The 24139-nt window shown below is 68.5% G+C and carries 22 protein-coding genes, 1 pseudogene and 1 riboswitch; of the genes and pseudogenes, 10 read left to right on the plus strand and 13 right to left on the minus strand.

Going from position 1 to position 24139, the window contains the following annotated elements; translation table 11 throughout:
* Positions 1-79: 79 nt before the first annotated feature.
* Complete coding sequence (locus ACQI46_RS00165; RefSeq protein WP_427091939.1) at positions 80-1555, minus strand: gamma-aminobutyraldehyde dehydrogenase; 1476 nt, start codon at positions 1553-1555, stop codon at positions 80-82.
* A 121-nt stretch (positions 1556-1676) separates the two neighbouring features.
* On the opposite strand from ACQI46_RS00165, the gene ACQI46_RS00170 reads away from it, so the two are divergent.
* Both ACQI46_RS00170 and ACQI46_RS00175 read left to right on the plus strand, forming a co-directional pair.
* Positions 1677-2198 carry an Lrp/AsnC family transcriptional regulator gene (locus tag ACQI46_RS00170; RefSeq protein ID WP_427091940.1) on the plus strand — a complete coding sequence of 174 codons (522 nt, stop codon included), beginning with the start codon at positions 1677-1679 and terminating at the stop codon, positions 2196-2198.
* Positions 2195-3580, plus strand: a complete 1386-nt coding sequence (locus tag ACQI46_RS00175; RefSeq protein WP_427091941.1) for an aspartate aminotransferase family protein — start codon at positions 2195-2197, stop codon at positions 3578-3580. The genes ACQI46_RS00170 and ACQI46_RS00175 overlap by 4 nt, the downstream gene beginning before the upstream one ends.
* On the opposite strand, the gene ACQI46_RS00180 is transcribed toward ACQI46_RS00175, so the two are convergent.
* Together ACQI46_RS00180 and ACQI46_RS00185 are read right to left on the minus strand one after the other, a co-directional pair.
* Positions 3566-3820 (minus strand): hypothetical protein, encoded by a 255-nt coding sequence (locus tag ACQI46_RS00180; RefSeq protein ID WP_427091942.1) that lies wholly within the window; start codon positions 3818-3820, stop codon positions 3566-3568. The two genes, ACQI46_RS00175 and ACQI46_RS00180, sit on opposite strands and share 15 nt — an antisense overlap.
* A 78-nt stretch (positions 3821-3898) precedes the next feature.
* Entirely contained in the window at positions 3899-5050 is a 1152-nt protein-coding gene (locus tag ACQI46_RS00185; protein WP_427091943.1) for a metallophosphoesterase, read from the minus strand.
* Positions 5051-5120: 70 nt separating this feature from the next.
* Here ACQI46_RS00185 and ACQI46_RS00190 point away from each other — a divergent pair, with 70 nt between their 5' ends.
* Positions 5121-6347, plus strand: a complete 1227-nt coding sequence (locus tag ACQI46_RS00190) for a D-alanyl-D-alanine carboxypeptidase family protein (RefSeq protein WP_427091944.1) — start codon at positions 5121-5123, stop codon at positions 6345-6347.
* On the opposite strand, the gene yhjD is transcribed toward ACQI46_RS00190, so the two are convergent.
* The 3 genes from yhjD to ACQI46_RS00205 form a co-directional block, all read right to left on the minus strand.
* Positions 6322-7395 carry an inner membrane protein YhjD gene (gene yhjD, locus ACQI46_RS00195; protein WP_427091945.1) on the minus strand — a complete coding sequence of 358 codons (1074 nt, stop codon included), beginning with the start codon at positions 7393-7395 and terminating at the stop codon, positions 6322-6324. The two genes, ACQI46_RS00190 and yhjD, sit on opposite strands and share 26 nt — an antisense overlap.
* 16 nt (positions 7396-7411) lie before the next feature.
* Entirely contained in the window at positions 7412-8434 is a 1023-nt protein-coding gene (gene trpS, locus ACQI46_RS00200) for a tryptophan--tRNA ligase (protein WP_427091946.1), read from the minus strand.
* Between the two features lie 72 nt (positions 8435-8506).
* On the minus strand, positions 8507-9319 hold the full coding sequence (locus ACQI46_RS00205; RefSeq protein WP_427091947.1) for an exodeoxyribonuclease III: 813 nt from the start codon (positions 9317-9319) through the stop codon (positions 8507-8509).
* 62 nt (positions 9320-9381) lie between these two features.
* On the opposite strand from ACQI46_RS00205, the gene ACQI46_RS00210 reads away from it, so the two are divergent.
* From ACQI46_RS00210 to ACQI46_RS00225, 4 genes are all read left to right on the plus strand, one after another.
* Entirely contained in the window at positions 9382-10218 is an 837-nt protein-coding gene (locus tag ACQI46_RS00210) for an alpha/beta fold hydrolase (RefSeq protein ID WP_427091948.1), read from the plus strand.
* A gap of 69 nt (positions 10219-10287) precedes the next feature.
* Positions 10288-10407, plus strand: a riboswitch (SAM riboswitch).
* A 44-nt stretch (positions 10408-10451) separates the two neighbouring features.
* Complete coding sequence (locus ACQI46_RS00215) at positions 10452-11777, plus strand: bifunctional o-acetylhomoserine/o-acetylserine sulfhydrylase (protein WP_427091949.1); 1326 nt, start codon at positions 10452-10454, stop codon at positions 11775-11777.
* An 11-nt stretch (positions 11778-11788) separates the two neighbouring features.
* Positions 11789-12916 (plus strand): homoserine O-acetyltransferase MetX, encoded by a 1128-nt coding sequence (gene metX, locus ACQI46_RS00220; RefSeq protein ID WP_427091950.1) that lies wholly within the window; start codon positions 11789-11791, stop codon positions 12914-12916.
* On the plus strand, positions 12913-13632 hold the full coding sequence (locus ACQI46_RS00225) for a class I SAM-dependent methyltransferase (protein ID WP_427091951.1): 720 nt from the start codon (positions 12913-12915) through the stop codon (positions 13630-13632). Before metX ends, ACQI46_RS00225 begins: the two co-directional genes overlap by 4 nt.
* 563 nt (positions 13633-14195) lie before the next feature.
* Here the strand turns inward: ACQI46_RS00225 and ACQI46_RS00230 are convergent.
* Together ACQI46_RS00230 and ACQI46_RS00235 are read right to left on the minus strand one after the other, a co-directional pair.
* Positions 14196-14498, minus strand: coding sequence for a DUF3017 domain-containing protein (locus ACQI46_RS00230; RefSeq protein ID WP_427091952.1), 303 nt, complete (start codon positions 14496-14498; stop codon positions 14196-14198).
* Positions 14495-15352 (minus strand): bifunctional methylenetetrahydrofolate dehydrogenase/methenyltetrahydrofolate cyclohydrolase, encoded by an 858-nt coding sequence (locus tag ACQI46_RS00235; RefSeq protein WP_427091953.1) that lies wholly within the window; start codon positions 15350-15352, stop codon positions 14495-14497. The genes ACQI46_RS00230 and ACQI46_RS00235 overlap by 4 nt, the downstream gene beginning before the upstream one ends.
* 38 nt (positions 15353-15390) lie before the next feature.
* Between ACQI46_RS00235 and ACQI46_RS00240 the strand changes: the two genes are divergently transcribed.
* Positions 15391-16587, plus strand: a complete 1197-nt coding sequence (locus ACQI46_RS00240) for an NADH:flavin oxidoreductase (RefSeq protein WP_427091954.1) — start codon at positions 15391-15393, stop codon at positions 16585-16587.
* On the opposite strand, the gene ACQI46_RS00245 is transcribed toward ACQI46_RS00240, so the two are convergent.
* Entirely contained in the window at positions 16571-17134 is a 564-nt protein-coding gene (locus ACQI46_RS00245; protein ID WP_427091955.1) for a TetR/AcrR family transcriptional regulator, read from the minus strand. The genes ACQI46_RS00240 and ACQI46_RS00245 overlap by 17 nt on opposite strands.
* Before the next feature lie 244 nt (positions 17135-17378).
* Between ACQI46_RS00245 and ACQI46_RS00250 the strand changes: the two genes are divergently transcribed.
* The gene (locus tag ACQI46_RS00250; protein WP_427091956.1) at positions 17379-19955 is read left to right on the plus strand and encodes an ATP-binding cassette domain-containing protein; all 2577 of its coding nucleotides are present in this window, start codon (positions 17379-17381) and stop codon (positions 19953-19955) included.
* A gap of 94 nt (positions 19956-20049) precedes the next feature.
* The gene (locus ACQI46_RS00255) at positions 20050-20604 is read left to right on the plus strand and encodes a TetR/AcrR family transcriptional regulator C-terminal ligand-binding domain-containing protein (RefSeq protein WP_427091957.1); all 555 of its coding nucleotides are present in this window, start codon (positions 20050-20052) and stop codon (positions 20602-20604) included.
* Here ACQI46_RS00255 and ACQI46_RS00260 read toward each other — a convergent pair.
* The 4 genes and pseudogenes from ACQI46_RS00260 to ACQI46_RS00275 all read right to left on the minus strand — a co-directional run.
* Positions 20601-21824: a globin domain-containing protein gene (locus ACQI46_RS00260; RefSeq protein WP_427091958.1), complete on the minus strand. Its 1224-nt coding sequence runs from the start codon at positions 21822-21824 to the stop codon at positions 20601-20603. The two genes, ACQI46_RS00255 and ACQI46_RS00260, sit on opposite strands and share 4 nt — an antisense overlap.
* A complete protein-coding gene (locus ACQI46_RS00265; RefSeq protein ID WP_427091959.1) occupies positions 21821-22279 on the minus strand; it encodes an RrF2 family transcriptional regulator in 459 nt (152 codons plus the stop codon). The genes ACQI46_RS00260 and ACQI46_RS00265 overlap by 4 nt, the downstream gene beginning before the upstream one ends.
* A 99-nt stretch (positions 22280-22378) precedes the next feature.
* Positions 22379-22933, minus strand: coding sequence for a pentapeptide repeat-containing protein (locus tag ACQI46_RS00270; protein WP_427091960.1), 555 nt, complete (start codon positions 22931-22933; stop codon positions 22379-22381).
* Position 22934: 1 nt separating this feature from the next.
* A pseudogene (locus tag ACQI46_RS00275) lies at positions 22935-23891 on the minus strand (ATP-binding protein); the annotation flags it as partial.
* Positions 23892-24139: the final 248 nt, after the last annotated feature.

The raw sequence follows: 24139 nt of genomic DNA on the forward strand, positions 1-24139 counted from the left end.
CACCCCCCAAACATTTCGCGGAATAGCACCCCGGCTGTGGACCCGCCTCAACCGCAGCCGGGAATGCTATCCCGCGCAACTACCGCTTCGCGAAAACCGTGCGATGCCAATCTTTTTCGGCCACCCCGGTGATGTCGCTCATCACGTGCTTGATCGACAAGTACTCCTCGAGCGAATACTGGCTCATGTCCTTGCCGAAGCCCGAGGCGCCGAAGCCGCCGTGCGGCATCTCGGAGATGATCGGGATGTGGTCGTTGATCCACACGCAACCGGCGTGGATCTCGCGCGACGCCCGTTGCGCGCGATAGACATCCCTGGTCCACGCCGAGGCCGCCAGCCCGTACTGGGTGTCGTTGGCCTGGCGCAGAGCATCGTCGTCGTCGACGAACGGCCGCGCCGTGAGTACCGGTCCGAAGATCTCGTCGCGCCAGACCTCAGACGACTCGGCTACGTCGGCGATCAGCGTCGGCCGGTAGAACGACCCCGGCCGCTCGGGTGCGATGCCGCCGGACACGACCCGTCCGCCCTCCCCCGGCGCCCGCGCCACCATCTCGGCCACCTTCGACCGGTGTGCCTCGGAAATCAGCGGCCCCAGATCGGTGTCGGGATCGGCAGGATAACCGACGACCACCTTGTCGAACAACTCGGCCACGCCAGCCACGAAATCGTCGTACAGAGGCTGCGCGACGATCGCCCGCGTCGCCGCCGTGCAGTCCTGCCCGGTGTTGATCAGCGCGCCGGCGACCGCGCCCTGAATGGCCGCATCGAGATCAGCGTCGTCGAACACCACGAACGGCGCCTTGCCGCCGAGCTCGAGCTGCGTGCGATGCCCGTGCACCGCGGCGGCGGCCATTACGCGCCGGCCCACCGGCGTCGACCCGGTGAACGTCACCATGTCGACATCGCCGTGCCCGGCCAGCGCGGCGCCGACGTCAGCGCCGGCGCCGGTGACCACGTTGAGCACACCCGGCGGCAGCCCTGCTTCCGAGGCCAGGCGCGCCAACGTCAACGTCGTCAGCGGCGTGATCTCGGCCGGCTTGATCACGACCGAACACCCAGCGGCCAACGCCGGCAACACCTTCCACACCGCCATCTGCAGCGGATAGTTCCACGGCGTGATGGTCGCGACCACCCCGACCGCCTCCCGCCGGATCGAGGACGTGTGATCGGGCGAGTACTCCGCGGACGCCTTGCCTTCGAGATGACGCGCGGCCCCGGCGAAGAAGTCGATGTTGTCGATGCTCCCGGGCACGTCGAACTCGGTGGCCAGCCGGACCGGCTTGCCGGTCTGACTGACCTCCTCGTCGACCAGGACAGAAGAAGCCTCGTCGGCCAGCCGCGCCAGCTTGGCCAGCACCGCCGAGCGGTCCGCCGGCGTCGCGCCCGCCCAGCCGGGAAGCGCGGCGCGCGCGGAAGCCACGGCGCGGTCCACATCCGCGGCCTCAGCCAGCGCGTACTCCGCGACCGCCTTGCCGTCGGCCGGGTTGATCACCGTGTGCGTGGGGCCCGCGGTCGTCACCGGCGCGCCATCGATCCAACTACTTGCCATGCCCATACCGCAACGCTATACGACGTACCGAGCAACGCTACGCATTACGCACGCGTCAGTGGCGTTGTACACCCGATTTCATGGTTGTGGTTGCCTGTGACGACGGATTCCGTGCACAATCTCAGGCATGGCCAACCCCGGGGTACCGCACGCCGTCGGCCCGGTCTCATTCCGGGTGAACACCTCCCGACCCGGTGCCGCGTTCCCGCTGGACGAGCTGTCCAAAGCGATCATCGAGAAGCTGCAACAGGACGGCCGACGCTCCTATGCCGGTATCGGTAAGGCCGTCGGACTGTCCGAAGCAGCGGTCCGCCAGCGGGTACAGCGGATGGTCGACGCCGGGGTGATGCAGATCGTCGCCGTCACCGACCCCATGCAGCTCGGATTCGCCCGCCAGGCCATGATCGGCATCAAATGCACCGGCGACACCACCGTGGTCGCCGAGAAGCTCGCACAGATCGACGCCGTCGACTACGTCGTGCTGACCGCCGGATCCTTCGACGCGATCGCCGAAGTGGTCTGCGAAGACGACGACCACCTCCTCGAACTGTTGAACACTCAGATCCGCGCCCTGCCGGGAGTGATCTCCACCGAAACCCTCGTCTACTTGAAACTTGTGAAGCAGCAATACAATTGGGGCACCCGATGAGCATCGTCTCCGAAACTCCCGACACGGCAACAGAACTGTCGGCCAAAGCCAACCGCCACCTGTGGGGGCACTTCGCCCGCCACGGGGCCGGCATCACCCCGCCGATCATCACCCGCGGCGAAGGTGTCCACATCTGGGATGACAAGGGCCGCAAGTACATCGACGGCCTCTCCGGGCTGTTCGTGGTCCAGGTCGGCCACGGCCGCAAAGAGCTCGCCGAGGCCGCGGCCAAGCAGGCCGAACAGCTGGCCTTCTTCCCGCTGTGGTCCTACGCCACCCCGACCGCGGTCGAACTCGCCGAGCGGATCGCCGGCTATGCGCCCGGCGATCTGAACCGGATCTTCTTCACCACCGGCGGCGGCGAGGCCGTCGAAAGCGCATGGAAGCTGGCCAAGCAGTACTTCAAGCTGACCGGTAAACCCGGTAAACACAAAGTGGTTTCGCGTTCGATCGCCTACCACGGCACCCCGCAGGGCGCGCTGTCGATCACCGGCATCCCCGCGTTCAAGGCGCCGTTCGAGCCCCTGGTGCCGGGCGGCTTCCGCGCACCGAACACCAACTTCTACCGCGCACCCGAACCCTACGCACACGACGAGAAAGCCTTCGGCGAATACTGCGCCAACCGTATCGCCGAAGCCATCGAGTTCGAAGGCCCTGACACCGTCGCCGCGGTGTTCCTGGAGCCGGTGCAAAACGCCGGCGGCTGCTTCCCGCCACCCCCGGGCTACTTCGAGCGGGTCCGAGAGATCTGCGACGAGTACGACGTGCTGCTGGTCTCCGACGAGGTCATCTGCGCCTACGGTCGGATCGGCTCGATGTTCGCGTGTGACGACTTCAACTACGTGCCGGACATCATCACGTGCGCGAAGGGTCTGACGTCGGGCTACTCGCCGATCGGCGCGATGATCGCGTCCGACCGGCTGTTCGAACCCTTCAACGACGGCAAGACGGTGTTCGGGCACGGCTACACCTTCGGTGGGCACCCGGTGTCGTCGGCGGTGGCGCTGGCCAACCTCGACATCTTCGAACGCGAAGGCCTCAACGACCACGTCAAGGAGATGGCGCCGGCGTTCCGGTCGACGCTCGAGCAGCTCTACGACCTGCCGATCGTCGGCGACGTCCGCGGCGAGGGATTCTTCTACGGCATCGAGCTGGTCAAAGACAAGGCCACCAAGGAGACGTTCAACGACGAGGAAAGCGAGCGGCTACTCCGTGGCTTCCTCACCCCGGCGCTGTGGGAGGCGGGCCTGTACTGCCGCGCCGACGACCGCGGCGACCCGGTCGTGCAGCTCGCGCCGCCGCTGATCAGCGGACAAGCCGAGTTCGACGCGATCTACGACGTGCTGCGCACAGTGCTCACCGAGGCGTCACAGCGGCTGTAGCTCGATTCGCCGAGATTGCTTCTGGCACGGCGCAATCGGCGACTTGGGCGCATGGAATGCCATTTCGGCGGAGTCGTCGCCGGCGGCGGCCAACCGCGACAGGTATGCCGGGTGTCGCTTCATCGCTTCGTCGAAGCGAGCGCGTCGCCGCGCGGAATGCACCTGCAAGTCGATGACGGTAGCGCCAACGTTGTCTGTCGTCATGTCCTCGACCTTCCGGAAGGGGTTGGCCTTCAGCATGCGGGGCATACCTGAGTAAAGGCGGCGGAATCGCCATGACCTTGCGCAGAAGTGCCCAACCTCACACTCCTGCAAACATCAGGAACTTTGCAGTGTCAGCACGCTGATGTCCGGCGGCGCACCCACGCGCAGCGGCGGCCCCCAGAACCCGGCGCCGCGCGACACGTACAACTGGGTGTCGCGCACCGTCGACAGCCCGGCCAGCGCGGGCTGGGCGAGGCTGACGGCGTAGTGGAACGGCCACATCTGCCCGCCATGGGTGTGTCCGGAGATCTGCAGATCCACGCCGCGGTCGGCGGCGTCTTCGACCTGCACGGGCTGGTGGGCCAGCAGCACGGTCGGACTCTCGGCCTGCACACCGCGCAGCGCCCGGTCCAGGTCGGGCGGATCCGAGTGCGATCGACCGGCCAGATCGTTGATGCCGGCCAGATCGAACGCCGCGCCGTCGCGCCGGATGCTGGTGTGCTCGTTGCGCAGGAGGTTCAAACCGAGACGTTCCAGCTCGCGCAGCCACTCCGCGGTGTCCTCGACGAAGTACTCGTGGTTGCCGGTGACGAAGAAGGCGCCTTCGCGCGCCACCAGGTCCTGCAGCGGCTCGGCAGCCGGTCCGAGTTCGGCGACCGTGCCGTCGACCAGATCACCGACCACCGCGACGAGGTCGGGTTCGGTCTCGTTGATCATCCGCACGATGCGCTCGGTGTGGGCACGGCCCAACAGCGGACCCAGGTGAATGTCCGAGACGACCGCGATGCGGAAGCCGTCGAACGCCGGGTTCAGCCGCGGCAGCCGCACCGGCACGCGCAGGGTCTGCGGCGGACCCAGGGCGTTGACCAGTCCGGTGCCCACCAACCCGACCGTCGCAGTGCCGGCGGCCACCGCCGCCACCCGCGACAGGAACACCCGCCGCTCCGGTGACTCGGGCTCCTCCGGAGGCCGCCGCTTCCGCCACAACCACCGCACCAACCGGATCGGCTCGAGCGCCGCCAGCGTCAACACCAGATACGCGACCACCCCGAACCACAGGTATCCGGGCCAGGCCAGCCACCGCGACGCGGTGACGTCGGCGACCCTCGGCACGATCAACGCCGCGATCAGCAGAACCAACAGCACGCCGAGCAGCACAGAGCACACGATGCGGATCCGCCCCGGCGCGGTGGTGTCCTTGACCAAGCGCTTCCACACGTAGACGTGCATGAGGCCGAGGATCGATCCGAGAATCACGATGAACATGGGTGAGCACAGCCTAGACGCCGCGTGGCTCCCCGGGATCACCGCGGCAATCGCCTAATCTGCGCAGACGATGGGCACTTTCCGGACGATCGCCACGCGCGTGTCGGCGCTGCTGGCCGCACCCATGACCGCCGCGTTGCTGACCACCGCACCGGTCGCGATCGCCGACCCCGGCGCTCCGCCGGACGCCTGCCTGTACCGGGAGACGACACCGCCGGCGATCGACGCGTCCGAGGTACCCAAGCCGGGCGACCCGCCGCCCGCCCCGATCCCGGTGCCGGCCAAACCGATGGGTGGTGACTCGCTCGGCGGCTGCGGTGTGATCACCGCGCCCGGTGCCCCGCCGGTACCCGGCGACGTGTCCGCCGAGGCGTGGCTGGTCGCCGACATCGACAGCGGAGACGTCATCGCCGCGCGCGATCCGCACGGCCGACACCGGCCGGCCAGCGTCATCAAGGTGCTCACCGCGATGCAGGCCATCCGCGACCTGCCACTGCACAAGGTGGTGCCCGGCACCGCCGAGGACGCCGCCCAGGAAGGCACCAAAGTCGGTGTGGGCGAGGGCGGCTTCTACTCGATCAACGACCTGCTGCACGGGCTGCTGATGTACTCCGGCAACGACGCCGCGTTCGCGCTGGCCCGTCAGATGGGCGGGATGGAGGCCGCGCTGGGCAAGATCAACGGCCTGGCGCACAAGCTCGGCGCCCAGGACACCCGCGTCGCCACCCCCTCCGGCCTGGACGGGCCGGGCATGAGCACGTCGGCCTACGACATCGGATTGTTCTACCGGTACGCGTGGCAGAACCCGGTGTTCACCAATATCGTTGCCACACAGTCGTTCACGTTCCCCGGCCGCGGAGAGGGCGGCTACCCGATCGAGAACGACAACAAGCTGCTCGAGCATTATCCCGGGGCGCTGGGCGGCAAGACCGGCTTCACCGACGACGCCGGGCAGACGTTCGTCGGCGCAGCCCAGCGTGACGGCCGCCGCCTGGTGGCGGTGCTGCTGCGTGGCACACGACAGCCGATCGCACCGTGGGAGCAGGCCGCACGTCTGCTCGACTACGGGTTCGCCGTGCCGGCGGGCACCAAGGTGGGCACCCTGGTCGACCCGGACCCTTCACTGGGCGGCATCACGGCCGAACCCGCCGAGGCCACCACGACGAAGGCCAATGCGACGCTGTCCGACGTCGACGCCATGCCGGTACGGGTGGGCGTCGGCGTCGTCGGTTCGATGATCGTGTTGAGCTTGATCATGGGCGCGCGGTCGCTCAACCGGCGTCCTCGCCGCGGCTGAGCGACCGGCTGCGCCGGGCCCGCGAAAAGCCCAGAGCGCCAACCGCACCGACGAGTGCCGCGGCCCCAGCCTGCCACGGCGCCAACCCCGGCCGGGTGACGGGACGGTTGCGGATCACCGCGGGGCCCGGCGCCGCCACGGGTGCCTCGTTCATGTTCTCCGGCATGGTCGCCGCCCACGCCGTCGCGAACAGCACCAGCCGCGCGGTGATGTAGGCGAACACCATCAACCCCAGCACCGGACCGAACGTCGCGCCCGCCGGGCCCGTCACCACCGACTGCAGATAGATCGCCGCCACCAGCTTGAAGATCTCGAACCCGACCGCGGCGATCAACCCGGCCCGCACACTGCTGCGGAAGCTCACCGACTCGCGCGGCAACCGCGCGATCAGGAACGTGAACAGCAGCCACGCCACCAGCACCGACACCAGCGTGGACGCGATGCGCAACACCACCGTCCAGACCGGCGCGTCGGTGATGCCGAACCACTCCAACACATTCCGGATCACCGACATGTTGCCCAGCGCGGTCAGCGACAACGTCAGCACGATCGCGACGAACACCGACAGCAGGGCCACCAGGTCGGAGATCTTGGTGCGCACGAAGCCCGGCAGCTCGTCGCGGTACAGACCCCACATCTGGCTCAGCGCCTCGCGCAGATTGGCCATCCAGCCCAGCCCCGCCCAGGCCGCCGTGGCCAACCCGATCAGACCGACCGACGCACGCGACTCGATCGCCGAGTCCATCAGCTCGATGAGTTGCTGACCCATGTCACCGCTGACTGCCGAGCGGATCCGGTCCTGCACGCCGGCCAGCAGCTCGGGCTGGCTGGCCAACACGAAGCCGCCGACCGCGAAACCGACCATCAACAGCGGGAACAGCGCGAAGATCGTGAAGTAGGTGATACCCGCGGCGTAGAAGTCGCCCTTGGAGTCCTTGTAGCGCTCCTGGGCGCGCATCACGTGATCGAACCACGGCCTGCGTGCGCGGAACCGGTCGATGAATCCCGGTTTCTCGTCGGAGTCGGACGGGTCCTGCGAGGCCGTCATCCGTCCTCCTCGCTGGCTAGTGGGTCGCGCGCGGTGCTAAGAACCCTAGCCGGTCGTATACCCTGCGCAACGTCTGTCCAGACACTTCGCGTGCCCGCTGCGCGCCCGTGGCCAGCACACTTTCCAACTCGGCCGGATCTGCGAGCAATTCGTCGACACGGGTCTTGATGGGCGTGACGAACTCGACCACCGCCTCGGCCGTCTCCTTCTTCAGGTCGCCGTAGCCGCGCCCGGCGTAACCGTCGACGAGCGTGTCGATGCTGACGCCGGTGACCGCCGACTGGATGGTCAGCAGGTTCGACACCCCCGGTTTGGCTTCGGGATCGAACCGGATCTCGCGTTCGCTGTCGGTCACCGCGGAGCGAATCTTCTTGGCCGTCTTGGCCGGGTCGTCGAGCAGGCTGATCAGGCCGGCGTCGGTGGCCGCGGACTTGCTCATCTTGGCCGTCGGGTCGGCCAGGTCGTAGATCTTGGCTGTGGCCTTCGGGATCATCGGCTCGGGGACGACGAACGTGTCCGGGAAGCGGGCGTTGACCCGCTGCGCGACATCGCGGGCGAGCTCCAGATGCTGACGCTGGTCCTCGCCGACCGGGACCAGCTCGGTGTCGTAGAGCAACACGTCGGCGGCCATCAGCACCGGGTAGGTGAACAAGCCGACCGTGGTGGCCTCGGCGCCTTGCTTCTGCGACTTGTCCTTGAACTGCGTCATCCGCGAGGCCTGCCCGAACCCGGTGAAACAGCCGAGCACCCAAGACAATTCGGCGTGCGCGGGCACATGGCTCTGCACGAACACGGTGGCCCGCTGCGGGTCCACACCCAGCGCGAGGTACTGCGCGGCCGTGGCCAGCGTGCGCCGGCGCAGCGTCTCGGGGTCCTGCGCGACGGTGATCGCGTGCAGGTCGACGACACAGAAGTACGCGTCGTTGCCGTCCTGCAGTTCCACCCACTGGGCCACCGCGCCCAGTGCGTTGCCGAGGTGCAGGGAATCGGAGGTGGGTTGCGCGCCGGAGAAGACGACGGGCCGGGTTGTGTCGCTCATGGTGATAGTCATCTTTGCACTGTGCGATTTCGGCGTGGTTATCGACGCTCAGCGACGACAAGCACGCCGAAATCACCGGTACTCGACGGTGACCGGGCAGTGATCCGACCAGCGCAGGTCGTAGGCCTTCGGCCGTTCCGACCGCGCCGAGACCACCCGGGCGGCCAACCCCGGCGTGGCCAACTGGTAGTCGATGCGCCAGCCCGCGTCGTTGTCGAACGCCTTACCGCGCCAGGACCACCATGCGTAGGGTCCGGGCACGTCGGGATGGGCCTGCCGCACGACGTCGACCCAGCCGGCGGCCAACAGGTCCGACACCCACTGCCGCTCCTGCGGCAGGAAGCCCGACTTCTTCAGGTTGCCCTTCCAGTTCTTGATGTCGTTCTCCGTGTGCGCGATGTTCCAGTCCCCGCACAGCACTGATTCGCTTCCGCCCTCGGCTGCTCGTGCGATCAGCTCGGCCATCCGGGCACCGAGGGCGGCCATGAAGCGTTCCTTCTCCACCTGCCGCTCGGTTTCGGCCTCGCCGGTGGGGACGTACACGCTGCCCACGGTGACGCCGGCGGTCTCGACTTCGAGGTACCGGCCGTGCAACGCGAATTCGTCGTCGCCGCAACCGATGCAGATCGAATCGAACGGCGTTCGGGAGAGCACCGCAACCCCGTTGCGGCCCTTGATGTGTGGCGGCGCCGACGCCAAATGCCACCCGTCGGCCAGCGCGGGCGCCAACGCGTCGGCCAGCTGCTCGTCGTCGCAGCGGGTCTCCTGCAGGCACACCACGTCGGCGAGTGTCTCGTCCAGCCAGGCCAGCAGACCGAGGTTCTCCGCCGAGCGCTGCTTGACGGCGGCTCGCACGCCGTTGACGTTGACGGTGCTCACGATCATGGGGCCGACCCTAGAACAACCCTTTCTTGCGGTACCGCCGGTATCACCTTAATCTCGGCCGCATGCCAGAACGCGAGCCGATCCACCAGGGTTCCGGGGAACCGATCCTGCTGCTGCACCCGTTCCTGTGCTCCCAGAACGTCTGGCGCACCGTCGCCACCCAGCTGGCCGACACAGGACGCTTCGAGGTCTACGCCCCCACCATGGTCGGGCACCACGGCGGACGCCGCTCCCCCACCTGGCTGCTCGACACCCAGATCCTGGTCGACGACGTCGAGCGGCGGATGGACGAGCTGGGCTGGAAGACCGCCCACATCGTCGGTAACTCGCTGGGCGGCTGGGTCGGCTTCGAACTCGAACGACGCGGACGTGCCCGCACCGTCACCGCGATCGGGCCGGCCGGCGGCTGGTCGCAACACTCGCTGACCAAGTACGAGACCGTGCTGAAGTTCATCCTGGGCGGGCCGGCCCTGATCGCGGCGCGCCTGATGGGGCCGCGCATCTTGAAGTTGCCCGGCGCGCGCCGACTCGCGACGCTGCCGGTCAGCGGCCCCGCCGACGGTCCTTCCGATGCCGACCTGCACGACCTCGTCATCGACGCCACCCACTGCAGCGCCTACCTGCAGCTGCTGATCAAGACGCTGCGACTGCCCGGCCTGCTCGAGCTGGCCAACCTGGGCGCACCCACCCAGCTGGTGCTCTGCGAGAAAGACCGCGTGTTCCCCACGCCGCGCGGCAACCGGTACTTCCTCCAACACTGCCCGTCGGACACCAGAGTGGTCCGCCTGGACGGATACGGGCACATCCCGATGCTCGAAGCCCCCAAGGTGATCGCCGATCTGATCACATCCTTCGTCGACGAGCACACCGCGCCCACCACCACCGCAGCCGAGAGCTGAAAACCGCTCCACCTGCGCCGACGCCAACCCACTGGCAGGTTTCGGATGTCGTGCGATAACCTTCGTGTCGGTCATGAGCGCCAGCGTCAAGCCCCGGCTCGCTGGCCGGCAACCCTCCAACCGCGGTGGGGTGCCCCGGGTGATGACCAGGTTGAGTAGCCGCACACGGCTATAAGGCAAGCGCGGGTCCGCCATGAAACGGGCCCCCTGGTTTTCATGGAGGAGCACCGCTGATGACGCAACCCGATGCCAATTGGGCGTTCGAGACCAAACAGATCCACGTCGGCCAGACGCCCGACTCCGTCACCAACGCGCGCGCCCTGCCGATCTACCAGACCACCAGCTACGTCTTCCGCGACACCGACCACGCGGCAGCGCTGTTCGGGCTGGCCGAGACCGGCAACATCTACACCCGGATCATGAACCCGACGACCGATGTCGTCGAGCAGCGCATCGCAGCGCTCGAAGGCGGCGTCGCCGCGCTGTTCCTGTCATCCGGCCAGGCCGCCGAGACCCTCGCGATCCTGAACATCGCCAACGCCGGCGATCACATCGTGTCCAGCCCGAGGCTGTACGGCGGCACCTACAACCTCTTTCACTACACGCTGCCCAAGCTCGGCATCGAGGTCGGCTTCGTCGACAACCCCGACGACCCCGACTCCTGGCGCGCCGCAGCGCAACCCAACACCAAGGCGTTCTTCGCCGAATCGATCTCCAATCCGCAGATCGACGTGCTCGACATCCCGACCGTCGCAGGGATCGCCCACGAGGTGGGCGTACCGCTGATCGTCGACAACACCATCGCGACGCCGTACCTGATCCAGCCGCTGAGCCACGGCGCCGACATCGTCGTGCACTCGGCGACCAAATACCTGGGCGGGCACGGGAACGCGATCGCGGGGGTGATCGTCGACGGCGGCACCTTCGACTGGACCAACGGGCGGTTCCCCGGATTCACCGAACCCGATCCGAGTTACCACGGCGTGGTGTTCGCCGAACTGGGCCCGCCGGCGTATGCGCTCAAAGCGCGCGTGCAGCTGCTGCGCGATCTGGGATCGTCGGCCTCACCGTTCAACGCGTTTCTCATTGCGCAGGGACTGGAGACCCTGAGCCTGCGCATGGAACGCCATGTCGCCAACGCCGAGCGGGTGGCGGCCTACCTCGACGACCATGCCGACGTGCTGTCGGTCAATTACGCGGGACTGCCGTCCTCACCGTGGCACGACCTGGGAAAGAAGTTGGCGCCCAAGGGGACCGGCGCGGTGCTCGCGTTCGAACTGGCCGGCGGCGTCGAAGCCGGCAAGGCGTTCGTCAACGCGCTGACGCTGCACAGCCACGTCGCCAACATCGGTGACGTGCGATCGCTGGTCATCCATCCCGCCTCGACCACGCATGCGCAACTGTCCCCCGAGGAGCAGTTGAGCACCGGCGTCACGCCGGGACTGGTACGGCTGGCGGTGGGTATCGAAGGGATCGACGACATCATCGCCGACCTCGAGCAGGGGTTCGCCGCGGCCAAGCCGTTCCTCGGCGACACCAGTTCTGCGGCGTCGTCCTGAAGGCCTGTGACGTGACAATCGTGGATGTGGCTACCGATCGCGCGACGCTGCCGCCCGAAGGGGAAACCGGTGTGGTCGACATCGGCGCGCTGACGCTGGAGAACGGCGCTGTGATCGAGGACGTGTCGATTGCAGTGCAACGCTGGGGCAAGCTCTCCCCCAACCGGGACAACGTCGTGGTGGTGCTGCACGCACTGACCGGCGACTCGCACATCACCGGGCCCGCCGGCCCCGACCACCCCACTCCGGGATGGTGGGACGGCATCGCCGGGCCGGGCGCACCCATCGACACCGACCGCTGGTGCGCGATCTCGACCAACGCCTTGGGCGGGTGCCGCGGGTCGACCGGCCCGAGTTCACTGGCACCGGACGGAAAGCCTTATGGCTCACGGTTTCCGGTGATCTCGATCCGCGACCAGGTGGCCGCCGACCTCGCCGTACTCGAGCGTCTCGGCATCACCGAGGTGGCCGCCGTGATGGGCGGATCGATGGGCGGCGCCCGGGCACTGGAGTGGATCGTCACCCATCCGCACGGCGTGCGCGCCGCACTGGTGCTCGCCGTCGGCGCGCGCGCGACCGCCGACCAGATCGGCACCCAGAGCACCCAGGTGGCCGCCGTCAAAGCCGACCCCGATTGGCTCGGTGGGGACTACCACGGAACGGGGCGGAGCCCCGACGCCGGGCTTCAGATCGCCCGGCGCATCGCGCATCTGACGTACCGCGGCGAGGAGGAGCTCGACGAGCGGTTCGCCAACGACGCCCAGAACGACGAGGATCCCGGTACCGGCGGCCGCTACGCGGTGCAGAGCTATCTGGAGCACCAGGGCCGAAAATTGTTGCAGCGCTTCGATGCCGGCACCTATGTCGCGCTCACCGACGCGCTGTCGGGTCACGACGTCGGGCGCGGGCGTGGCGGTGTGGAGGCCGCGCTGCGCGGCTGCCCGGTGCCGACGGTGGTCGGCGGCATCACCTCCGACCGGCTCTACCCGCTGCGGCTTCAGGCCGAGCTGGCCGAGCTGCTGCCCGGCTGCGACGGCCTGGATGTCGTGGACTCCAAATACGGCCACGACGGGTTCCTGCTCGAGTTCGACGCGGTGGGCAAGCTGATCCGGCGCACGCTGGAGTTGGCGTCGCGGTGAGCGAGCGCTCGCTGTCGTTCGGCGCCCAGGCCGCGGCGTACGAGCGCGGACGTCCGTCCTACCCACCCGAGGCGATCAACTGGCTGCTTCCCGACGGCGCGCGTGACGTGCTCGACCTCGGGGCGGGGACCGGCAAGCTGACCACGCGGCTGGTCGAACGCGGACTGGACGTGGTGGCCGTCGACCCGATCCCGGAGATGCTCGAGGTGCTGAGCTCGTCGCTGCCGGATACCCCTGCGCTGCTGGGCACGGCCGAGGACATTCCGCTGCCCGACGCCAGCGTCGACGCGGTGCTGGTGGCGCAGGCCTGGCACTGGTTCGACCCGCAACGCGCGGTCAAGGAGGTCGCGCGGGTGCTACGGCCGGGCGGCCGGCTCGGTCTGGTGTGGAACAACCGCGACGAACGCCTGGGCTGGGTCAAGGAACTGGGCGACATCATCGGCCACGAAGTGGACCCGTTCACCCAGACCGCCGACCTGCCCACGCCGTTCACCGACGTCGAACGCCACCAGGTGGAGTGGACGAGCTATCTGACCCCGCAGGCGCTGATCGACCTCGTGGCGTCGCGGAGCTACTGCATCACCTCACCTGAGCGAGTCCGGACCCGCACGCTCGAGCAGGTCCGCGAGCTGCTGAACACCCATCCCGCGCTGGCCAACAGCAGCGGCCTGGCGCTGCCGTACATCACGGTGTGCATCCGCGCGACGCTGGGCTGAGCGGACTTCGCGCTCCTGCCGGGCGCGCTGCGGGGTGCCGGGTGCGCTGCGGGGTGCCCGGCGCGCTGCAGGGTGCCGGGTGCGCTGCGGGCTGCCGGTGCGCTGCGGGTGCCGCGCGCGCTGCGGGGTGCCACGACAGTCGGATCGTCGCTGCCCACTGCGAGCGACAAAGTCGGCGTCTGCGTAGCGCGCCTAGATGGGCACCGACAAATTCGCTCGTAGTGGGCACTTCAGGCTTCACTTCTCGCCAGGGACTATGGCAGGCCTCCGCGAAAGTGCACTCTCCTCGAAAGAACTTGCGGCAGGCTCCGCGAAAGTGCGCTCACGGTCGTGATCGCGCGACGTTCACTACCGTGACGGCACTTTCGCGGAGTATTCGGCCCCTCAGGTGGTGCCAGCCGGGTAAAGCTCCGACAAAGTCGCTCGTAGTGGGCACTTCGGGACCCACTTCTCCCGAGCGACTTGCCCGAGCGACTTCCGAGCCACTCCTCCCGAGCAACTTCTCCCGAGCGACTTCCGCGGCCGCCTCCCCGAGCGACTGTGGCAGGCCAACTCGCGAGCCCTCAGCTGGTGCCCAGTGGGTCGATGGTCCAAGCGATATAGAGCATCGCGGCGCTGACCGACGCCGTGGTGACGAAATCGACGGTGCGCGTGCGCACCGCCAGCAGCCCGGCCCTCTCGTCGGGCAGCGCCAGCCGCAGCCCGGCTGCGGCTGCCACCCCCACCGCCATCACCAGCGCCCCGCGCCGCCAGAAGCCGGCTGCGACCAGCGCGAACGCGGCGACCAGGAACAGCGCGACCACCAGGATCGGCCATTGCGCGGCAGCCACCTCGCGGAGTTTGCGGACGAACTGCCTGACGGTCACAAGCCGGCCAGCACCTCGGCGCGCTCGACGACATTGGTCAACAGGAAAGCGCGCGTCAGGGGGCCGACACCTCCCGGGTTCGGAGACACGTGCCCGGCCACGTCCCACACGTCGGGGGCGACGTCGCCGACGAGCTTGCCGTTCTCATCGCGGCTGACCCCGACGTCGACGACGGCGGCGCCCGGCCGCACCATCTCCGCGGTCACCATGTGCGGCACCCCGGCCGCGGCGACGATGATGTCGGCCTCGCGCGTGATCTGCGGCAGGTGACGGGTCGCGGTGTGGCACAACGTCACCGTCGCGTTCTCCGAGCGGCGGGTCAGCAGCAGCCCGAGCGGACGACCCACCGTGACGCCGCGGCCGATCACCACGACATGCGCACCGGCGATCTCGACACTGAACCGACGCAGCAGGTGCACGATGCCGCGCGGCGTGCACGGCAGCGGGGCAGGCTCGTTGAGGACCAACCGACCGAGGTTGGTCGGGTGCAGGCCGTCGGCGTCTTTACCCGGGTCCACCCGCTCCAACGCCGCGTTCTCGTCGAGATGCCTCGGCAGGGGCAGCTGCACGATGTAGCCGGTGCAGTCCGGATTGGCGTTGAGCTCGTCGAGCGTGGCGTCGAGGTCCGCCTGGCTGATGTCGGCCGGCAGGTCGCGGCGGATCGAGTTGATCCCCACCTTGGCGCAGTCGGCATGCTTGCCACGCACATAGGCCTGCGATCCCGGATCGTCGCCGACCAGCACGGTGCCGAGCCCGGGCGTGTACCCGGCCTCGGCGAGTCGCGCGACGCGCTCCTTGAGGTCGACGAAGATCTCGTCGCGCGTGGCCTTACCGTCCAAAGTGATTGCACCCACGGGGTTCATTCTGACAGCAGGCATGGGAAGCTCCTGATATGACAGCCCCGCACGATGTGTTCGCCCCCGCCAAGCTCGGGCCGCTGACGCTGCGCAACAGGATCATCAAGGCCGCCACGTTCGAAGCTGCGACGCCGAACGCGTTGGTCACCGAGGACCTGATCACCTACCACCGGCTGCCCGCCGCCGGCGGTGTCGGCATGACCACGGTCGCGTACTGCGCGGTCGAGCCGGGCGGACGCACCGACGGCTGGCAGATCTGGATGCGCCCGGAAGCCGTGCCCGGCCTGCGTCGTCTCACCGATGCCGTGCACAACGAAGGCGCCGCGATCAGCGCGCAGATCGGACACGCCGGCCCGGTGGCCAACGCCCGCACCAACAAGGCGCGCGCACTGGCGCCGGTCCGCTTCTTCAACCCGCTGTCGATGCGGTTCGCCAAGAAGGCCACCCGCGCCGACATCGAAGAGGTGACCGAGCTGCACGCCAACGCCGCGCGGCTGGCCATCGAATCCGGGTTCGACGCGGTGGAGATCCACCTCGGCCACAACTATCTGGCCAGCTCTTTCCTGTCGCCGTTGATCAACCGGCGCACCGACAAGTTCGGCGGCTCGCTGGAAAACCGTGCCAAGGTGGCCCGCGGCGTGGTGCGCGCGGTGCGTCGGGCGGTCGGTGACCGGATCGCGGTGACCGCGAAGATGAACATGTCCGACGGGGTGCGCGGCGGCATCTCGCTGGAGGAGTCGCTGCAGACCGCCAAATGGCTGGAAGAAGACGGCGGACTCGATGCGCTGGAACTCACCGCCGGCAGCTCCCTACTGAACCCGATGTTCCTGTTCCGCGGCGGCGCGCCGGTCAAGGAGTTCTCGAAGGCATTCAAACCGCCGCTGTCCTGGGGCATCCGCATGACCGGCAAGAAGTTCATGCGCGAATACCCGTACCACGAGGCCTACCTGATGCGCGACGCGAAGAAGTTCCGCGACGAGCTGACGATGCCGCTGATCCTGCTCGGCGGGATCACCAACCGTCAGACCATGGACAAGGCGATGGCCGAGGGATTCGACTTCGTTGCGATGGGACGCGCGCTGCTGGCCGAACCCGATCTGCTCAACCGCATCCAAGCCGACTCCACGGTGCAGTCCATCTGCGACCACTGCAACCTGTGCATGCCGACGATCTACAGCCACACCTACTGCGTGCGGACCGGATCGCCGTCACCGGTCAGCTCGGGGAGATGAGCGCACGCGCGCAGTCCTCGACGATCTCGTCGGCGCCGGCCGGCACCGCCTGACGCGGACGCTGCGCGCGACGCACCATCGCCAGCGGCACGTCGATCAACGCGGCGCTGACGCGGTTGACGTCGTCGCCCAGTTCGCCGAAGGTCTTACGGAGCTTGCGCTGCAACCGTTTCCGACGGTTGCTCAGCGCGTCCGGCCACTCGGCCAGGCCGAGTTGAGCCGGGCCGGTGAGCAGCACCTGAGCTTCGGCGGGGTGTTCCCGGCACCAGGTCAACACCTGGCGGGCGCCGTCGACGCAGCGTTGCTGGGCGTCTCCGGGCTCACCCAGCGCGGCGAGCAGTTCGGTCTGGAAGCGTTCCTCGGTGCGCAGCCACAACTCGCCACACAGGGCCGCCCGCGACGGGAATCGGTGATACACCGAGCCGCTGGGTGCACCGCACGCCCGCGCCACCGCCGACATCGTGACCGCGGCCGGCCCTTCGACGGCGAGCAGCTCTGCCGCGGCGTCAAGCAGGTCATCGACGGTGTATCGGGCGGGCCGCGGCATTGCTTCACCCTAAAGTAGAGGATTCCCTCTAAAATGGGCCGAGCGCGGGCACGGCCGCGGTCCGGCCGCCCCGGCATGACCCGATTCGCCTTGGTCACAGCAGGTTTGGCGACCCGTGTGCATTCGTCTCCGACACGGGCGTGTCGCAGCTCCGGCGACGGCTCGGTAACGGTGCGGCAACAGATCACCGCCAGGGCAGGGAGCACGGGCCCGACGTCATCGGCTACCGATAGAGTTGCCGACGATGAGCCGACCAGCCGCCCCGACGCTGACGGTTCGGTACGACGGATCCACCCGCACCTTTGCGGCCGGCAACGACGTCGTCGTCGGCCGTGATCTGCGCGCCGACGTCCGGATCGCCCACCCGTTGATCTCGCGCGCCCATTTGGTGCTGCGCTCCGAACAGGGTCGATGGGTGGCCATCGACAACGGCAGCCTCAACGGCATGTACCTCAACGGTCGCCGGGTGCCCGCCGCCGACATCACCGACGGCCAACAGCTCTTTCTCGGCAACCCCGACGGGCCGCGGTTGACGTTCGAGGTCGGCCGCCACCAGGGGTCGGTCGGCACCCCGCCGACCACCGCGGTGCCCACCACCAGTCGCAGCGCCTCCTGGCCCAGCCAGCCCACCCACACCCGGCCGGCACCGCCGCGACACGCGCAAACCGGACGCGGCTACCAACCGACCGGTCCGATCAGCCAGCCGCCCAGCGCGCCGCCGCGTCGGCCCACGCCACCGCCGCCGCCGATCAGCTCGCCGAGCCTGGAGTCGGTGACCGTCATGGGCCCGGCCGCCGCGCCCCGCTCAGGCGACGGCAACCTCGCGACCAGCATGCTCAAGATCCTGCGGCCCGGCCGGCCCGCAGAGGCGCCGCCGGGCTCGATCAAGATCGGTCGCGCCAGCGACAACGACATCGTCATCCCCGATGTGCTGGCCTCCCGCCATCACGCCACGCTGGTACCCACCCCGGGTGGCCCGGGAGCCGCCGAGATCCGGGACAACCGCAGCATCAACGGCACCTTCGTCAACGGCGTCCGCGTCGAGGTCGCCACGCTCGATGACGGCGACACCGTCACCATCGGCAACGTCGACCTCGTCTTCCGGGGCGGCACGCTGGTCCGGCGCACCGAGACCGCGGCCGACACCGCCACCGGCGGCCTCGACGTCCACGGCATCACCTGGACCATCGAGAACAACAAGACGCTGCTGGACAACATCTCGATGTCCGCGCGCCCCGGCACGCTGACCGCCATCATCGGACCGTCGGGCGCCGGCAAGTCGACGTTCGCGCGACTGGTCGCCGGGTACACCCACCCGACCTCCGGCCAGGTGTCCTTCGAAGGGCACAACGTGCACGCCGAGTACGCCTCGCTGCGTTCCCGGATCGGCATGGTTCCGCAGGACGACGTGGTGCACGGTCAGCTCACCGTCCGGCAGGCGTTGATGTACGCCGCCGAGTTGCGGCTGCCGCCGGACACCACGAAGGCCGACCGCGAACAGGTCGTCAACGAGGTGCTCGAGGAACTCGAGATGACCAAGCACCTCGACACCCGCGTCGACAAGCTCTCCGGCGGCCAGCGCAAACGCGCGTCGGTGGCCCTGGAGCTGCTGACCGGCCCGTCACTGCTGATCCTCGACGAACCGACCTCGGGTCTGGACCCGGCGCTGGACCGCCAGGTCATGACGATGCTGCGGCAGCTCGCCGACGCCGGTCGCGTCGTGCTCGTGGTCACCCACTCGCTGACCTACCTCGACGTATGCGATCAGGTGCTGCTGCTGGCCCCTGGCGGCAAGACCGCGTTCTACGGCCCACCCGAACAGATCGGGCCGTCGATGGGCACCACGAACTGGGCGGACATCTTCAGCTCGGTGGCCGGTGATCCGGACGGCGCGCATCAGCGGTACCTGACCCAGCACGGCCCTCCGCCCCCGGTACCGGCCACGCAGACCCCAGCCGACCTCGGCACGCCCACCAGAACCAGCCTGACCCGCCAGTTGTCGACGATCGCGCGCCGCCAGATCCGCCTGGTGGTCTCCGACCGCGGCTACTTCGCGTTCCTGATGCTGCTGCCGTTCATCATGGGCGTGCTGTCGCTGTCGGTACCCGGCGACGTCGGCTTCGGCGTGCCGGTACCGGCGATCCAGGGTGGCGCGGCGCCCAACGAACCCGGCCAGATCCTGGTGATGCTCAACGTCGGTGCGATATTCATGGGTACCGCGCTGACCATCCGCGCACTGATCGGCGAGCGCGCCATCTTCCGTCGCGAACAAGCCGTCGGACTGTCCACCACGGCCTACCTGCTGGCCAAGGTCGCAGTGTTCACGGTGTTCGCGGTCATCCAGTCCGCGATCGTCACGATCATCGCGATCCTCGGCAAAGGCTTCGGCCCGGGCGCCGTCGAGCGCGGCGCGGTACTGGGCAGTCCCAGCCTGGAACTGTTCATCGACATCGCCGTCACCTGCGTGGCCGCCGCGATGGTCGGGCTGGCGCTGTCGGCGCTGGCCCGCTCCAGCGAGCAGATCATGCCGCTGCTGGTCGTGGCGATCATGAGCCAGCTGGTGTTCTCCGGCGGCATGATCCCGGTGACCGACCGCCTCGTGCTCGACCAGATGTCCTGGGTGACGCCGGCGCGGTGGGGTTTCGCGGCGTCAGCGTCCACCGTCGACCTGATCCGCCTGGTGCCGGGACCGCTGACCCCGCAGGACCGGCACTGGGAGCACACGTCGGGGGCGTGGCTGTTCGACATGGCGATGCTGGTCGCGATCAGCGCGTTCTACCTGGCTTTTGTGCGCTGGCGCATCCGGCTCAACGCCTCCTGATCGCGACCGGTCGCCGGTTTGTCGGAATGTTTCGGCATACTGTGCCAGATTTCGTAAGCTCGGGCGGCAACGTCCGAGAGGGGGGTTACAAGCTGTGTTTGACGACGAACGCAAGAGAGCACTCGATGCTGCCTTGGAGGAGCTGCAGCAGTGGGGCGTCGACCGCTTCAGCATCGAAGCCGTGGCGCAACGCGGTCACCTCGACCCCGGCGTTCTGCGACAGCTCTGGGGCAACGAAAGCCAACTGATCATCGATGCGCTGGCGAGCTACAGCCAGCTGATGATCAGCCCGCCCGACACCGGCTCGCTGCAGGAGGACCTCTGCGAACTGGCGATGGCGTTGGCTAACTACCTCAACGCGCCCGTGGGCCGACGGATCGCCCGGATGCTGGTGATCGACAGCAAGTCGCAGGCCGCCGACGTGAAGACCCGTGTCGCGTTCTACGCGTTGCGGCGCGAGGTCATCGAGGTGATCTTCCGACGTGCGGCCGAGCGCGGCGAGTTGCGGGACGACGTCAAACCGATCGTCGCTCTGCAACTGTTGACGTCGCCCCTGCACACCTTCGCGCTCTACCGCGACGACCCGGTCGACCCGGCGTACTGCCGTATGGTGGCCGACCTGGTCGCCCGCGCGATCACCGTCTCCTAGTCCAGCAGCCAGTCGTTCGGCGAGAACAGCTCGCAGTGCACCCGCTCCGCGGTGATCCCTTTGCCCAGCAGCTGCGCCCGCACCGCCTGCACGAAACCGTTTCCACCGCACAGGTACACCTGCACGTCGTCGGCGATGTCGATGCCGTCGAGGTTCATCAGGCCGGCGTGGGCGCCGGAGGTCCCGGAGGTGCGGCCGTCCTCATACCAGACGTCCAGCGTGGCGTGTGGCAGTTCCTCGACGAGCTCGAACTGCCGCTCGCGCAGCGGATGGCTCTGGTCGCTGCGGTCGGCGTGCAGCACCTGCACTCGGGCATCCGGGGCGTGCGCCGCGAGATGTTCGAGGAAGCCGATCATCGGGGTGATGCCGATACCCGCCGAGATCAACACCAGCGGGGCGGCGCCGTCAGGCGTCGGCAGGTCACCGAACGGGACGGTGACGTCGAGGACGTCGCCGACGCAGACGTTGGCCGCGATCCAGTTCGACACCTCTCCGGCGGGCTGCTCCCCCACCGCGGCGACCGGCCGGACGGCGAACGTCAGCTCCCCGCTGCCGGCGACGTTGACGAGGCTGTACTGACGCAGCTGCCGGGCCCCGTCAGGCATCGTGACACCGACCGAAACATATTGGCCCGGAAGGAACTCGGGGAACGGCTGACCCGACGGGACGACGGTGATCAGCACCGCACCGGACGGATCGTCGACCCGGGCCTGCACCCGCGCCCGTCGGTAGACGTCGCCGTCGGCCACACCCGCGCCGCGGTAGAGGTCCCGCTCCAGGGCGATCAGCGTGTCGGCCATGATCCAGTACACCCGGTCCCACGCCGCGGCGACGTCGGCGGTGACGGTGTCGGCGCCCAACACCGCGACGATCGCGGCGAACAGATGCTCATGCACGATCGAGTACTGATCGGCCGTGATGCCCAGCGACGCGTGCTTGTGCCCGATACGCGACAGCAACTCAGCCGGGTGCGGCAGGTCGGGATCGACCAGGTGGGTCGCGAACGTCGCGATCGACGCGGCCAGCGCCCGCTGCTGCGCGCCCTGAGCCTGGTTGCCGCGGTTGAACAGGTTGCGCAGCAGTTCCGGGTGGGCGTCGAACATCCCGCGGTAGAACTCGGTGGTGATCTCGTCGATGTGCGCCCCGATCAGCGGCAGAGTCGCGGACACCACCTCGGCGTGGGCGGGCTCCAGCTGGGCGGGAGTGGCGATGACGGTCATCGGGGGTTCCTTTCAATTGGCGGGGTGGAACTCAGGGGCAGCAGCGTCAGCGTGGGTCCGCGCGCCAGGTCGCTGACGGTGTAGCGGTCGAGTTCGCGGTAGAACGCCTCTTTGGCGTCGGCCAGCGCGCGGCGCAGCCGACAGGCGGCTACCAGCGGACACGGGTTGTCACCGCCACACTCGATGACCTCACGGTCACCTTCGAGGCGACGAACCAGCCACCCGACCGACGCGGTACGGCCGGCGTCGGTCAACGTGAGACCCCCGACCCTCCCGCGGCGCGCCGACACCATGCCCAACTCGACCAAGCGGGACACGGCTTTTGCGACGTGGTTCTCCGATGCGGCGGCGCCGGTGGCAATCGACCGAGTGGTGATGCGCTGGCCGTCGGATTCGCCTGCGGCCAGCAGCATCATGGCCCGAAGGCCGAGGTCGGTGAACCGGGTGAGCTGCACGATTTCGACGCTAGTTAATTGCGCACCGGAGATGCGACTTTTGGCGCTGTGGGGTCAAACACCTCGTCGGGTGCGGTTTTTGCACCTGCCGCTTTGTGGTCAGGCCCCGGAAATATCGAGGGCGTGTGCCGCGGCGAACGCCAACGCCTGCGAGACGTCGACCTTCGCGCCGCGCACCTGTGCGCCGGTCCACAGCGAGGCGTCCACCCGGGCGCCGCGCAGGTCGGCGCCCTCGAGTCGGGTCCCGGTGATGCGCGCTCCGGTCAGATCGGCCCCGGCGAGCACCGCGTCCCGCAGGTCGGCGTTGACGAGGTTGGCCTCACGCAACCGGCACCCGGTCAGATCCACCTTGCGCAGATCGGCACCGCCGAGTGCGGCCAGCGTGAAATCCACCTCGACGAGCGTGAGCGGACGCATCCGGCACTCGACGAACGACGACCCCAGAAACGTGCAGTGTCGGAAGACGCTGTGCCACAGCGATGCCCGCCGGAACGTGCAGTTGCGGAACGCCGAACCGTCGTGCTCGGACTCCGAGAAGTCGACCCCGGAGAAGTCGCACTCGGTGAACACCACGCGCTCGGTGCGCAGCCGGCTGAAGTCCTCGTCGCGGAAGTCCTGGCCGACGTACTCGCGATCAGCTTCGAAGGGATCCACTGCCGACCAGCCATTTCGCCGGGACGTACACCCCGGCTGTGATCCCTGCCTCGGGCTTGCCGGCGACGGTGCTGCGCAGCTGCACCACGAACCCGTGCACGGCCGCCAGCCGCCCGACGACGAAGAAGCCCATGTGGCGCGCGGTGTACGGGTTGACTTCGCCACCCGCGCGCAGCCGGGTGTTGGTGACCCGCAGATCGGACTCGCTCATGCCGCTGCCGGTGTCGCTGACCTCGATCACCAGTCCGCCGTTGTGGGTGTGCACCGCCGACACCTGCACCTGCGACTGCGGTGGCGAGTAGCGCAACGCGTTGTCGAGCAGTTCGGCCAGCAGATGCATCAGGTCCCCGGCCACCCGACCGGCGATCATCGTGTCCGGCAGAGCGGCCACCACGCGTTCGGTGTCCTCGACCTCGGCTGCAGCAGCGCTGACCAGTGCCAGCAGCGGCACCGGGTCGTCCTGTTCGCGCGGGATCCGTGCGCCGGCCAGCACCAGCAGGTTCGCCGCGTTGCGACGCATCCGAGCGGCGAGGTGGTCGACGCGACGTAGGTTGGCCCGACGCTCGGGATCAGATTCCTCGCGGTGCAACTCGTCGAGCAGCGCGTGCTGCTCGTCGATCAGCGCCCGGTTGCGGCGAGACAACGTCTCGAACATGTCGGTCACCTGCAGCTGCAGCCGGGCCTGCTGACCTGCCAGCGCCACGGCCTGGTCGTGAAGCTCGCTGACTGCCTGGGCAACCTGACCGATCTCCTCGGAGGTGTTCGGTGGAATCGGCTGCACCGTCGGGGTCTTGCCGCTCACGCGGACCTGCTCCAACTCGCGCGCCAAGTCCTCACGCGCCACCTTCAACGCGCTGTCCCGCAGGAGATGCAGCGGACGCACCAGCGACCGCGCCACCAGCGCCACCACGACAAAGGTGAGCAGGATGGCGACGCCGACCACCGCGGCGTCGCGCATGGTCTCGTCGTCGGCGCCGGTGGCGGTCACACCGTCGTAGATGCGCATCCCGCCCAGCACGCACGCCAGCGTCAAGGGCACGCTGACGATCGCCAGCACTTTGACCCGGACCGGCCAGTTGGACAGCATCGTGAACTTCCCCTGAAAGACAACGCGCCCACAACCGGGCGGACGACTCGACGAGTATGCCAGGTCGGCGTCGGCGCCGAGGCGTACCGTGAAGCGAACCGAGGTGCAGCTGATGGAGG

It is taken from the genome of Mycobacterium sp. SMC-4, assembly GCF_050205565.1.
In the GTDB taxonomy this organism is placed as follows: domain Bacteria; phylum Actinomycetota; class Actinomycetes; order Mycobacteriales; family Mycobacteriaceae; genus Mycobacterium.